The 13402-nt window shown below is 38.6% G+C and carries 11 protein-coding genes; 9 read left to right on the plus strand and 2 right to left on the minus strand.

All coding sequences use genetic code 11. The features are described from left to right. Window positions 1–32: 32 nt before the first annotated feature. Both ACZZZW_RS22065 and ACZZZW_RS22070 read right to left on the minus strand, forming a co-directional pair. On the minus strand, window positions 33–761 hold the full coding sequence (locus tag ACZZZW_RS22065) for a YebC/PmpR family DNA-binding transcriptional regulator (RefSeq protein WP_029274031.1): 729 nt from the start codon (window positions 759–761) through the stop codon (window positions 33–35). 73 nt (window positions 762–834) lie between these two features. Beyond that, on the minus strand, window positions 835–1779 hold the full coding sequence (locus tag ACZZZW_RS22070) for an NAD-dependent epimerase/dehydratase family protein (RefSeq protein ID WP_463496567.1): 945 nt from the start codon (window positions 1777–1779) through the stop codon (window positions 835–837). Window positions 1780–2038: 259 nt separating this feature from the next. Here ACZZZW_RS22070 and ACZZZW_RS22075 point away from each other — a divergent pair, with 259 nt between their 5' ends. The 9 genes from ACZZZW_RS22075 (at window position 2039) to ACZZZW_RS22115 (ending at window position 13374) form a co-directional block, all read left to right on the plus strand. After that, window positions 2039–2599 carry an RNA polymerase sigma factor gene (locus tag ACZZZW_RS22075; protein WP_463496569.1) on the plus strand — a complete coding sequence of 187 codons (561 nt, stop codon included), beginning with the start codon at window positions 2039–2041 and terminating at the stop codon, window positions 2597–2599. 107 nt (window positions 2600–2706) lie between these two features. Continuing rightward, entirely contained in the window at window positions 2707–3729 is a 1023-nt protein-coding gene (locus tag ACZZZW_RS22080; RefSeq protein WP_463496571.1) for a FecR family protein, read from the plus strand. A 193-nt stretch (window positions 3730–3922) separates the two neighbouring features. Then, the gene (locus ACZZZW_RS22085; protein WP_463496573.1) at window positions 3923–6853 is read left to right on the plus strand and encodes a TonB-dependent receptor; all 2931 of its coding nucleotides are present in this window, start codon (window positions 3923–3925) and stop codon (window positions 6851–6853) included. Between the two features lie 47 nt (window positions 6854–6900). Beyond that, entirely contained in the window at window positions 6901–7806 is a 906-nt protein-coding gene (locus ACZZZW_RS22090) for a TIM barrel protein (protein ID WP_463496576.1), read from the plus strand. A 279-nt stretch (window positions 7807–8085) separates the two neighbouring features. Continuing rightward, on the plus strand, window positions 8086–8670 hold the full coding sequence (locus tag ACZZZW_RS22095) for a gluconate 2-dehydrogenase subunit 3 family protein (protein ID WP_463496579.1): 585 nt from the start codon (window positions 8086–8088) through the stop codon (window positions 8668–8670). 25 nt (window positions 8671–8695) lie between these two features. Then, on the plus strand, window positions 8696–10396 hold the full coding sequence (locus ACZZZW_RS22100) for a GMC oxidoreductase (RefSeq protein WP_200912328.1): 1701 nt from the start codon (window positions 8696–8698) through the stop codon (window positions 10394–10396). A 266-nt stretch (window positions 10397–10662) separates the two neighbouring features. After that, on the plus strand, window positions 10663–11820 hold the full coding sequence (locus tag ACZZZW_RS22105) for a Gfo/Idh/MocA family protein (protein ID WP_055912441.1): 1158 nt from the start codon (window positions 10663–10665) through the stop codon (window positions 11818–11820). Window positions 11821–11829: 9 nt separating this feature from the next. Further along, on the plus strand, window positions 11830–12882 hold the full coding sequence (locus tag ACZZZW_RS22110; protein WP_463496583.1) for a sugar phosphate isomerase/epimerase family protein: 1053 nt from the start codon (window positions 11830–11832) through the stop codon (window positions 12880–12882). Window positions 12883–12990: 108 nt separating this feature from the next. Further along, window positions 12991–13374, plus strand: coding sequence for a c-type cytochrome (locus ACZZZW_RS22115; RefSeq protein WP_055912445.1), 384 nt, complete (start codon window positions 12991–12993; stop codon window positions 13372–13374). The last annotated feature ends 28 nt before the right edge of the window (window positions 13375–13402 follow it).

Here is a 13402-nt window from a genome sequence, read left to right on the forward strand (position 1 = left end):
ACGGGACTTTGTTTAATAAATATCAGATGTTGTTACTCAGCCATATTATGATATACCGCCTGCACATCATCATCTTCCTCTAATTTATCGATCAATTTCAATACATCAGCTGCCTGCTCTTCGGTAACCTCGTGATGAGATAAGGCGATCCGCTCTAATTTTGAACTTTTTAACTCAATGCCTTTTTCTTCTAATGCTTTTTGCAAAGAACCAAAGTTTTCGAAAGCACCTTGCGCAACTGCAATATCGTTTCCTTCTTCATCAGCTTCAACATATAGTTCTTCCAAACCAGCGTCGATTAATTCGAATTCCAATTCTTCAAGATCCAAACCTTCTGCCGGTACAAAACGAAAAACGGATTTCCGGTTAAAAACAAAGTCTAATGATCCGGTTTTACCTAAACTTCCGTCAGTTTTGTTAAAATAACTACGCACGTTTGCTACGGTACGGTTGGTATTATCAGTAGCTGTTTCAATTAAAACTGCAACGCCATGAGGGGCATAACCTTCGTAAACAATTTCTTCATAATTGGCCATCGATTTATCAGAAGCACGCTTAATAGCAGCCTCTACCCTATCTTTTGGCATATTTACAGCCTTCGCATTTTGCATAGCTGTACGTAAACGCGAGTTGGTTTCAGGGTGAGGCCCCGATTCCTTAACTGCCATTACAATATCTTTACCAATACGCGTAAACTGAACCGCCATTTTGGCCCAACGCTTAAATTTTCTCTCTTTTCTAAATTCGAATGCTCTTCCCATTTTGTAGTATTGAGATATGAGGTATGAGATATGAGACCTTACGCCTTCAACCTTAAAACCCTCTACCTTTATATTATTTTTTTAAATTATTTAACATGTCAGCTGTCAGTTTCGATAAATCAAACTCTGGTTTCCAACCCCAATCTTTTACTGCATAACTATCATCTATAGAACGTGGCCAGCTGTTTGCAATTTGCTGCCGTGGATCATTAGTGCCGTAAGTTAATGTAAAATCCGGAATATGTTTTCTGATTTCTGCGGCCAAAACTTCAGGGGTAAAACTCACTCCTCCAAAATTATAACTGCTCCTAACCGAAATCTGGTCTGCAGGTGCATCCATCAGTTCGATGGTTCCGCGAATGGCATCGTCCATATACATCATTGGCAATTCTGTTTCTGCGTTTAAAAAACTCTGGTAACTGCCTTTTTTCAATGCATCGTGGAAAATGTGGATTGCATAATCTGTAGTTCCACCTCCTGGTGCGGCTTTCCAGCTAATTAACCCCGGATAACGGATACTGCGCACATCCAATCCATATTTTTGATTATAATATTCGCACCAACGCTCCCCTGCCAATTTACTGATTCCGTAAACTGTATTCGGGTCCATAATGCAATATTGTGAGGTATTATCTTTTGGCGAATTCGGTCCAAATACAGCAATAGAACTTGGCCAATATACTTTTGCTGTTTTATATTCTAATGCCAGATCCAAAACGTTCAGCAAACCATTCATGTTTAAATCCCAGGCAAGTTTTGGGTTTTGCTCTCCTGTAGCCGATAATAATGCGGCTAAAAGATATACCTGAGTAGGTTTGTATTTGTGAAAAATACCCTTGATCATTTCTTTATCAAGTACGTTCACAAATTCGAACGGAGCAGAATTTTTAATGTCGTAATCCGGCCTGCGTATATCGCATGCAACTACATGGTCATCTCCATATATTTTGCGTAACATCGTTACCAATTCGGTACCAATTTGCCCGTTAGAGCCTAAAACAACAATTTTTTCTTGCATATTTTTTATGAGATTGAGCAAAGGTAAAAAAATGAGATAAAACGCGCTAAAATATTTATACTTAGTATGTGAAGAACAGGTTAACTGGATAAATTGATGCCTGTGGATTGCAAACTGAAAATGGTACAGGTTAATTGTTTTAAAATGATTAATTGAGAATTGCTAACGATCAACTGAATTGAGTAACTGCAAACCGCCTTTAAACATTTCGACATTATTTTATACATTTACTACACGTACCTGCATAACCAAATAACCAATGACTCCCTTTGAGCCTGAAAAATCTTCTGATTTACTGAGCAGCCTTAAAAAGGGCGACAAGCAGGCTTATGAAAAAATATATTTTACCTACAGTAAAGAATTATTATTGGCGGCTTACAAAAAAACAGGCGACAGGGTAATCGCAGAAGAGCTGGTGCAAAATATTTTCATTTCCCTTTGGGAAAAACGGCAGGAAGCACATATCAACAACTTGCAGGCTTATTTATTTGGTGCTTTAAAATTAAGTGTGATCAACCACATCAGAAGTATGGTAATGGAAAATAAATACATGGAGTACCAAACCCTAACTTACTCAGAAAACCACCAGGATACGGCGAGCCTTGTAGATCTGCACGATTTATCCTCCATCATCGAAAAAGGCATTAATTCGTTGCCAGAGAAAACACAGGAGGTGTTCAGACTTAGCCGCTACCAACATCAATCCACTAAAGATATTTCTAACGGTTTAAAGATTTCCGAAAAAGCGGTCGAATACCACATTACCCGCTCAATTAAGCGGATAAAAGAATATATCAAAAACTTTTATATCTTTTTATAACTGATTATCAGTTAATTACATTTAATTTTCTCTTTTTTTGTCGATTAGCTTTAGGGGTTCCCCTCCACAGTGTTACTTGTATTGTATAAAGCCAAATATTCTTTCTTATGAACCAGAAATCATTTTACGATTTACTCAGCCGTTATGAAAGTGGAAACTGTACAGAAGCCGAAAAGCACTGGGTAGATAAATGGTATCATAATTTGAATCATAAAAACTTTAACGATCTTTCTTCTACAGCACTTGAAGAAATGCAAATGAATGTTTGGCTTAACATCAACAATATTGAACGCAAACCTGCACCAATAGTAAAGGTTAAAACGCTTTGGCCAAAGTTTGCCATCGCAGCATCTATTATGATTGCCTTTTTTATAGCTGGCTTATATTTAATGCGGTATAACCATGCTGAACAATCTTTTATTGATGAAAACGGCAATTTAGCTTTAGTAAGTAAAACCAACGATACTGATCGTCCCATCATTATAACGCTTAGCGATGCAAGTACAGTAACACTTAAACCGCAGGCAAATATTATTTATCCAAAGGTTTTTGCTGCCGATAAAAGAACAGTGTATTTAAAAGGTACAGCCTTTTTTTCGGTAAGCAAAAATCCAAAAAAACCATTTTATGTATACAATCAAAAACTGGTTGTGCGTGTATTGGGTACCAGCTTTTGGGTAAAATCATCTACTGATCAACTACCAGCACAAGTAGCCGTTAGAACAGGAAAAGTTCAGGTGCGGGAAAATGAGAAAAGTTCAATGTTCTCTTTCGCCAAAGAAAAACTGGCTAAGCCAATTCTGCTTACACCGAACCAAAAAGGTATTTTTTCAAACCATCAGTTAAATAAAACACTGGTAAGTAAGCCTATTCCGCTGGCCGAAGCCTATAATGTACCAACAAGTTTAAGCTATAACTTTAAAGAAGAAAGTATTAAGGAAATTTTCAAAACCTTATCAGAAGCCTACGGAATAGAAATAAGATCTGATAACGAGCAGATTGCAACATATACTTTTACCGGAGATTTAAGCAAAAAAGGGCTTTATGAGCAGCTCGACCTAATTTGTGGAACCATATCCAGCAAATATTACATCCAGGGAACCAGTATTGTGGTTTCCAATAAAAACTAACCAAATATAAAAAACAATGAAGCAGAACCACAACACCAACAGCCCGTAACCAGTGCACCATTTTCCATAATATTTTTCTAAAAAACAAAGCCGACAATGTGGGGCATTGCCGGCGAGTTAAATACAAAGAATTGTATTCATGGTATTCCTATGTCCAATAAATCCAATCATTTAATGAACAATAACCAAATTTATGAAAAAAAATCAACTTATTTCGCTGGCGATATATGCAATGAGAGTTTCGATTTACCAAGTACTTGCAATAATAATTTTTACCTGCGGCGCATTTGCCAAAAATGTCGACGCCCAAGATTTTCTGAATAAACCAATCTCGATCAAGGCTGATCAAACAGATATTAAAACCATTATAGAAAAAACCGAACACTTAACCAATGTAAAATTTGTTTACAGTCCACAATTAATAAATTCCGACCGCAAAGTTTCCATTAATGTGGTAAACCAAAAGCTTAAATACTTTCTTGAGAATTCGCTAAAACGTTATGACGTGGGATATAGGATAGTTAAAGACCAGATTCTGCTCTATTCTATTCCCGCCAATAACAATCTCGAATTATTAAAAGCTTTTGAAGGCATTGTAACCGGAAAAGTAACCGATAGCAAAGGAAATGCCATCCCGGGAGTATCAGTTACTGTTAAAGGGAAATCAATCGGAACCACCACCGACGAAAATGGTGCATTTGCCTTAAAAGGCCTTACTGTAGATAGTCGCGTGCTAATAGTAAGGTACGTGGGTTTCATTTCTAAAGAAGTAAACCTATCGCCCGGCAATGCCGACGAAAATTTAACCATTAGCCTGTCAGAAGATAACCTCCAGTTGGAAAGCGTAATGGTAACCGGTGGTAATCCAAAGAAAAAATTAGAAAGTAGTGTAGCTTTAACTTCAGTAAGCAATAAAGACATTACCAACAGGGCACCCTTAAACAGTACCGATTTATTAAAAGCAATACCAGGCTTAACAGTAGAAAGTACAGGAGGCGATGGACCGGGAAATGTGTGGGTAAGGGGCTTTCCGCAACAAGGCGGATATATTTTTCTGGGTATCCAGGAAGATGGTTTGCCACTTTTACCAACAGGTTTCAACACCAATCCTTCTGTAGATCAATACTATAAAACAGATTTAACCATTCAGAATATTGAAGCGGTGCGAGGTGGCAATGCTTCCATTATCCAGGCCAATACACCAGGTGCCGTAGTAAACAACATCAGTTACGTTGGTGCCGATAAACAGTATGGTCAGTTTAAATTCACTACGGGCTTTTCGCAGGGTTTATACCGTTTTGATGGAAATACTGGCGGAAAAATAAACGAAAACATCAAATACAACATCGGAGGTTTTTACCGTACTGACAATGGCGTGGTAGATCAGGGCTTTAACCCGGCCAACCAAGGCGGCCAAATAAAAGGTAACATGACTTTTAATTTCAAAAACCATAAAGGCTTTATCAGGGTATATGGCAAATATTTAAATGATAAAGTTCAGTTCTTGCTAACCAGTTACTATCCATACGATGGTACCGGGAAACCAACCACTTACCGCGATTACGATATGGCTTCGCAATCTATCGTGCCATTGCAAACCGAATGGAGTTATAACGATCCAACAACAGGAAACCATGATTTCAGCTTAACTGATGGAATCCATACCAAATTAGGTTCAGCAGGTTTTCAGTTTAATTATTTAACTGATAGCGGTTGGCAGATTGTAAACAACTTCCGTTACCAAAATACCCATACCAATTCTACATATACAGTTCCCGCCGGAATTGCAGCAAGAACTGCCGCAACACCTTATTATTATCCCGGAGGTGCTGTTGCTCCATTTGTTACTGGCGATTATGTAATTACTTCTTCAGCAAACGGACAGATTAACAGTGATGTACAGATAGTGGATTATTTAGACTTGAAAAAAACCATCAAAAACCACAGTTTGGGCATTGGTGCAGGTATCCATCAATATAACCGGGACGATTTGCGCTATGCGTTCCGCTCATTCTCTGAATTTAAAGAACATCCAAGCATTTTATTGCAATCGCCTACAGCCGGAGAAAGAACGATTCAGACAAAAAATACTTTTATTGGAGATACCAGAACTTTATCTGCTTATGCTTCTGATGAGATTAAAATTTCGGAAAAATGGCGTTTAGATATCGGTGCGAGAATTGACAATCAAAATGTAAAAGGCGACAGACCTTACTATGTACTAAATTCAAATGGGACCATAAATACCACTGCAGCAGCTACCGCAACAATTTTAGGTTACACCCCATACAACGAAACCTTAACAAATTGGGCAGCATCTGTTGGCGCCAATTACAAAATCAATTCCACTTCGAGTATTTTTGCAAGGGCCACAAAAGCATACAACGCACCCAACGTGGGCGATTATAATGCGGCAGCATTTAATCCTGCAAATATTAAAAAACGCCCTGTTTATTTAGGGGAGGTAGGTTTTAAATATGCCAAAAACAACCTGGCTATTTTTGCTTCAGGAAGTTATTCTGCTATTAAAAATGTATCACTCACCATTAATGTACCAACAACGGCAGCAGGTACACAGGCTTTGGTTGCTTTTGGATCAACCCGTACATTTAGTGCAGAGTACGAAGTTTCTTACAAAATTGCCAAACCACTTAGCCTGCGTTTAACAGGAACCTTACAGGATTCTAAATATACCGATTACGAAGCCTCAACTAAAGGAAATGCAGCCGTATTGGCCGAATTTGGTGATCGCACCTATAGTTTTACCGGAAAAAGGACAGAACGTGTTCCGGTTTTAAATACTGAGCTTGGTGCCAATTACGATTACAAAAACTTTAACTTATATATAGCGGCAAACTATGTTGGCAGCCGTTTTACTTCGCCTAGCGATAGTTACAAATTACCTGCATATGTAGTAATGAAAGCTGGAGCAGGATATAATTTTACTAAAAAAGTTTCAATAAGATTTTGGGCAGACAACTTGTTAAATGCAAAAGTGTTGACAGAAGGAGACGTTCGTGGAGATCAGTTCAGAGATTTCTCGGCCGTAACCCCTGGCACATTAATGATTGGCAGAACATTACTTCAACGTACTTTCTGGGGATCATTGGCTTATTCATTCTAACAAACAAAACCGGAGTTTACGCTCCGGTTTTTTAATTTAAAAATATCATGACAACAAGAAGATCATTTTTACAAAAGCTAAGTGTTGCAGGCGCAGCAGCTTTTTTAAGTCCGGCAGCAATTACAAACGCCATGGCAGCACCTGCAAAGGTTTCTAAAATCGGTATAGGGTTGTTTACCCTCCGCGAACAGCTTACCGCAGATGTTAAAGCCACAATAGAACAAGTAGCCAAAATAGGTTATAACCAGGTAGAAACCTACTATGGCTACCCTGGCAAATACGAAGTGAAAGGATTTTGGGGCTTGCCAGCAAAAGATTTTAATACCTTGTTAAAAGCAAATAACCTCAGCTCGCCAAGCGGACATTATAACGTAACCGAATTTTTATCAACCGGCGATGATAAAGTATTGAAATCACACATCGAAACGGCAGCAACAGTTGGCCAGAAATATTTCGTAATACCCGCATTACCAACTGATATTAGGGCCAATGGCACTTTGGATGACTATAAACGCATGGCATCGAAATTTAATGAAGCAGCTTTGCTTTGTGAAAAATCAGGTCTAAAATTAGCCTATCATAACCATAACTTCGAATTTAAAGATCAGGGGGCAGGTGTTACCGGTTACCAGATTCTGCTCTCAGAAACCGATCCCAAAAGAGTGGGTTTTGAATTGGATATTTTCTGGGCAGTAAATGCCGGGTTAGATCCGGTAGAAATGTTCAGGAAAAATCCAGGCCGCTATAAAATGTTCCATGTTAAGGATATGGATAAAACAGATAAGGCTGTTTTTGTTGAAGTTGGAGCTGGCAGAATCGACTTTAAGCGCATTTTCGCAGCATCAAAACTTGCCGGTGTAGATTACATTTTTACCGAACAGGATATCATAAAAAAAGAACCTTACGAAAGTATTTCAGAAAGCTATAATTACATCAAAAAAAATCTGCTTTAAGCAGATTTTGCGCATAAAATAATGCCAATTTTAAATTTATTAGTAAATAATAAACTTGCCTGTACTAAATGTACTTTTTACACCAAGTAAATTTATTGTAAAACATGCCTCTAAATGGGTACAGAGCAAGAAAACAACAGTTGTTTAGAATTATTCTATCCGGTAACAATCACATTGCAGACTGATAATTTAACCACAAAAAATTACTCTTTCTATTATATTTTTTCTAATATTACTAATTCAACACATAAGTAACCAATATATAAAATCATAAAAACGATGCACAGAAGAGAAGCACTCAAAAACGTTGCATTTTTGCTGGGAGGAGCAATCTCGGCAAGTACAATGGGCGTTTTGTTTGAAAGTTTTACGCTCCCCGAAAATGAAAAAAACTTCGTTCTATATTCATTAGAAGACGAAAAAATTTTTGCTGAATTCGCTGATATTATTGTTCCAACTACCAAATCATCTGCCGGAGCCAAGGCCGCTGGCTTAGGGAAATTTATTCCTATGATGATGAAAGATTGTTATCCCGCTGAAATGCAAACCTCATTTGCAAAGGGACTTAAAGATCTTCAGGCTAAATCAATGAAAGATTTTGGAAAAAGTTATGTCACTTTAACACCAGCCGACCGCAAAAAATTAATGATCGATTTAAGAGCCATTGCGCTTGCACAAAAAGAAAGCAGATCAGAAGAAAATAAAGATTTGGCTTACTTTTTCATAACCGCAAGGGATTTAACCCTGCTCGGTTATTATTCTTCAGAAATTGGTTGTACCAAAGCACGCGAATATGTGCTTATTCCGGGCCGATATGATGGCAATGCACCATTAAAACCAGGTCAAAAATCTTGGGCAACCTAATTTCTAACCACAACTACAAAACATCATGAATTTAAATACAAATTTAAAAGAAGAAAATACTTACGATGCTATTGTTATAGGATCGGGGATTAGTGGCGGCTGGGCTGCAAAAGAACTTACCGAAAAAGGATTGCGCGTGTTAATGCTCGAAAGAGGAATGAACATCGAACACATTACCGGTTATGAAACAGCAATGAAAAATCCATGGGATTTTAAACATGCAGGCAAACTAACCGAAGAGCAAAAACGTACCCACCCGGTACAAAAAAGAGATTATCCGTACCAGGAAGCAAATGAAAAATGGTGGGTAAATGATTTAGAATGCCCATATACCGAAGATAAACGCTTCGATTGGTACCGCGGTTTCCATGTAGGTGGAAAATCATTAATGTGGGGCCGCCAGAGTTACCGCTTTAGCGATCATAACTTTGAAGACAATAAAAAAGACGGTCATGGAAATGATTGGCCAATTCGCTATGCCGAACTTTCCCCTTGGTACGATTATGCAGAACGGTTTGCGGGCATCAGTGGTTCAAAAGAAAACTGGCCTACTTGCCCGGATGGGGAGTTTTTACCCCCAATGGATTTAAATATTGTAGAAAAATCGGTAAAAGCCCGCGTAGAAGAACATTATAAAAAAGAACGCATAATTATGATTGGCCGTGTTGCCAACCTAACTGTACCCCACAAAGGCCGTGGCAATTGCCAGTATAGGAACCTATGTAGCCGCGGTTGTCCGTTTGGGGCTTATTTCAGTACCCAATCTTCTACCCTTCCGGCTGCTATGGCAACAAAAAGGTTAACTGTTAGGCCATACTCTATCGTAAATCATATCATTTACGATAAAGACACCAAAAAAGCAAAAGGTGTAATGGTAATTGATGCAGAAACCAACAAAACGATGGAGTTTTATGCCAAAATTGTCTTCGTAAACGGTTCTACACTGGGTTCTACTTTCGTGTTGTTAAACTCCACTTCTGAAGCTCATCCAAATGGTTTGGGTAATGGAAGCGGTCAGTTAGGTCATAACCTGATGGATCACCATTTCCGTTGCGGAGCAAATGGAGAAGCAGAAGGCTTTGATGATAAATACACTTACGGCCGCCGTGCAAACGGAATATATGTACCTAGGTATCAAAACATTGGCAACGATAAGCGTGATTACTTACGTGGATTTGGTTACCAGGGCGGAGCAAGCAGAAGCAACTGGCAAAGTGATGTTGCAGAGCTTTCATTCGGTGCAGATCTGAAACAAAAAATGACCACGCCAGGTAAATGGACAATGGGATTGGGTGGTTTTGGAGAAATGTTACCTTACTACGAAAACAGGGTTTACATTGATAAAACCAAAAAAGATAAATGGGGACAGCCGGTATTGGCAATTGATTGCGAATACAAAGAGAACGAGAAAAAAATGCGTTTGGATATGATGAACGATGCAGCTGAAATGTTAGAAAAAGCAGGCATGAAAAACATCAAAACATTCGATAACGGCTGTTATCCGGGCATGGCCATCCATGAACAAGGTACAGCCAGAATGGGTAACGATCCAAAAACTTCGGTATTGAACAAATTTAACCAGATGCATGAGGTAAATAATGTTTTCGTAACCGACGGATCATGTATGCCATCAATCGCCTGCCAAAATCCATCATTAACATTTATGGCTTTAACTGCACGCGCTTGTGATTATGCAGTAAAAGAATTAAAGAAAAAGAACATATAGAAAGGTTTCAGGTAAAAGGCTTAAGGTGTAGGGGTTTAAACTCCTTACACCCTAAGCCTTTAGCTTAAAATAGACGACATAAAAAACCTCTGGAAGAGGTAAGTGACATAAGGTCTTATGGTATAGAAACATTAGCCTGAGCATTAAGCCTTATCTCATAAGTATTTATATAAGAATAAACATCTAGACAGGTTAAAGGCACAGGTTTTTAAGGAAGTGGGGAAATATCCTTCGCCTTAAACCTCAAACCCCTCACCTTTATAAACATGAAAAGAAAATTAAGAATGGGCATGATAGGCGGTGGAAAAGACGCTTTTATCGGTGCCGTACACCGTTTGGCTGCCAATATGGATGGCCTGATCGAATTAACTGCCGGAGCTTTAAGTGTAAATCCTGAAATTGGATATGAATCTGGAAAAATACTTTTTCTACCAGACAACAGGATTTATACCAATTACGAAGAAATGCTGACCAAAGAAAGTGAATTGCCAGCAGATGAAAGAATTGATTTTGTAACTATTGTTACCCCAAATTTTGCCCACTTTGCCCCTGCTATGATGGCTTTGGATAAAGGTTTTAATGTGGTAATTGAAAAACCAATGACCTTAACCTTAGAAGAAGCAAAACAGCTAAAAGCTAAAGTAGAAGAAACTGGTTTAACATTATGCTTAACCCACACCTATTCGGGCTACCCAATGGTTAAACAGGCCAAACAAATGGTAAGCGAGGGTGCTCTGGGCGCAATCAGAAAAATTATTGTAGAATATCCTCAAGGGTGGTTAAGCACACTTTCAGAACGCGAAGGAAATGCACAGGCCGCATGGCGCACCGATCCGTCAAAAACCGGTAAAAGTGGTAGTATGGGCGATATTGGTACCCATGCCGCACATTTGGCCGAATACATATCTGGCTTAAAAATTGCAAAAATTTGTGCCGATTTAAGTATTGTTGTGCCAGGCAGAGCAATTGATGATGATGGTAACGTACTGTTAAAATTCGATAACGGATCAAACGGTGTACTAATTGCTTCGCAAATTGCTGCAGGCGAAGAAAATGCACTAAAAATTAAAGTTTATGGCGAAAAAGGTGGCATGGAATGGCACCAAATGGAACCAAATACCTTAATTGTAAAATGGTTAAATGCACCAGCCCAGATTTACAGAACAGGAAATGGTTACATGGGCAGCTTTGCTCAGCACAATACCCGCACCCCAGGTGGGCACCCTGAAGGTTATTTAGAGGCATTCGCGAATATTTATAAAAACTTTGCCCTAACCGTAAATGCGAAACTAAACAATGAACAGCCAACGGCAGAAATGTTAGATTTCCCAAGCTGTGACGATGGTATAAGAGGTATGGCTTTTATCGAAAATGTAGTAGCCTCAAGCCAGTCAGATCAGAAATGGTTAGATTATAAATTATAACAATCCACCATGACAACTATAAAAGGACCAGCAGTATTTTTAGCTCAATTTATAAGCGACGAAGCTCCGTTTAATTCTTTAGATAACATTTGCCAGTGGGCCGCCGGATTAGGTTTTAAAGGCATTCAGATGCCTACCCTGGACACAAGATTTATCGATCTCCAAAAAGCAGCTGAGAGTAAAACTTATGCAGATGAACTCAAAGGCAAAATTGCATCCTACGGTTTAGAAATTACCGAATTATCTACCCACTTACAAGGGCAATTGGTTGCAGTACACCCGGCCTACGACGATCTTTTTGATGCCTTTGCACCAAAAGAAGTACACAAAAACCCAAAAGCAAGAACAGAATGGGCAGTACAACAAATGAAATATGCAGCAAAAGCTTCTCAAAACTTAGGCTTAAACGCGCATGCTACTTTTAGTGGTTCATTGTTATGGCAATATTTCCATCCATGGCCACAACGCCCTGCAGGATTGGTTGAAGAGGGTTTTGCAGAACTGGCAAAACGCTGGACTCCAATTTTAAACGAATTTGACCAATGCGGCGTTGATGTTTGCTATGAAATACACCCGGGAGAAGATTTATTTGATGGCGAAACTTACGAAATGTTCCTTGCTGCGGTAAATAATCATCCTCGGGCATGCTTATTGTATGATCCATCTCACTTTGTGTTGCAACAATTGGATTACATTCAATACATCGACTTCTACCACGAACGCATAAAAGCATTCCACGTAAAAGACGCAGAATTTAATCCTACAGGCAAACAAGGCACTTTTGGTGGATACCAAAGCTGGGCAAACCGAGCCGGACGTTACCGTTCGCCAGGCGATGGCCAGGTTGATTTTAAAACCATTTTTAGTAAATTGGCCCAATATGACTTTAAAGGTTGGGCAGTAATGGAATGGGAATGCTGTATTAAAAACCAGGAAGATGGTGCCCGTGAAGGTGCAGAATTTATTAAAAAGAATATCATTAACGTAACCGATAAAGCATTTGATGATTTTGCTGCATCGGGAAGTGATAGTGCTTTCAATAAAAAAATATTAGGATTATAAGGTTAAAAAACACAAAACACACCCAGGATGAAAACCTGCATAAGCATTAACAAATAAAACAAAAAACCGCTTATGCAAGCTTGAATCTTATTAAAACAATACACACATATGAAAAAAACATTTTTAGTTCTAGGCGCTGTAGTCATTTTTATGGCGTCTTTTTCAAAAGCGGACTTATCGAAAGAGAAAACTGTGGTTGCAACAGCAACAATGACAAATCATGCTGCTTTTCAGTCAAATCCAGGCGAAAAATTGATCAATAAAAACGATTGTTTAGGTTGCCACAATAAAACCAATAAAATTATCGGTCCTGCTTATGTAGAAATCGCAAAAAAATATCCGGCTACCGAGAAAAACATCAATATGTTAGCCGATAAAATTATTAAAGGTGGTACCGGCGTTTGGGGTAATTTACCAATGACAGCCCATGCCAGCCTTAAAAAAGACGATGCAAAATTAATGGTGAAGTACATTTTATCCCTAAAAAAATAATTTAACCAAATTAGCAAATCGATTTACT

It is taken from the genome of Pedobacter sp. AC379 (assembly GCF_979258145.1).

Excerpts from the sequence above, each read along its gene's own strand:
- ACZZZW_RS22065 (WP_029274031.1), bottom strand. The coding sequence starts at position 761 with ATGGGAAGAGCATTCGAATTTAGAAAAGAGAGAAAATTTAAGCGTTGG.
- ACZZZW_RS22070 (WP_463496567.1), bottom strand. The coding sequence starts at position 1,779 with ATGCAAGAAAAAATTGTTGTTTTAGGCTCTAACGGGCAAATTGGTACC.
- ACZZZW_RS22075 (WP_463496569.1), top strand. The coding sequence starts at position 2,039 with ATGACTCCCTTTGAGCCTGAAAAATCTTCTGATTTACTGAGCAGCCTT.
- ACZZZW_RS22080 (WP_463496571.1), top strand. The coding sequence starts at position 2,707 with ATGAACCAGAAATCATTTTACGATTTACTCAGCCGTTATGAAAGTGGA.
- ACZZZW_RS22085 (WP_463496573.1), top strand. The coding sequence starts at position 3,923 with ATGAAAAAAAATCAACTTATTTCGCTGGCGATATATGCAATGAGAGTT.
- ACZZZW_RS22090 (WP_463496576.1), top strand. The coding sequence starts at position 6,901 with ATGACAACAAGAAGATCATTTTTACAAAAGCTAAGTGTTGCAGGCGCA.
- ACZZZW_RS22095 (WP_463496579.1), top strand. The coding sequence starts at position 8,086 with ATGCACAGAAGAGAAGCACTCAAAAACGTTGCATTTTTGCTGGGAGGA.
- ACZZZW_RS22100 (WP_200912328.1), top strand. The coding sequence starts at position 8,696 with ATGAATTTAAATACAAATTTAAAAGAAGAAAATACTTACGATGCTATT.
- ACZZZW_RS22105 (WP_055912441.1), top strand. The coding sequence starts at position 10,663 with ATGAAAAGAAAATTAAGAATGGGCATGATAGGCGGTGGAAAAGACGCT.
- ACZZZW_RS22110 (WP_463496583.1), top strand. The coding sequence starts at position 11,830 with ATGACAACTATAAAAGGACCAGCAGTATTTTTAGCTCAATTTATAAGC.
- ACZZZW_RS22115 (WP_055912445.1), top strand. The coding sequence starts at position 12,991 with ATGAAAAAAACATTTTTAGTTCTAGGCGCTGTAGTCATTTTTATGGCG.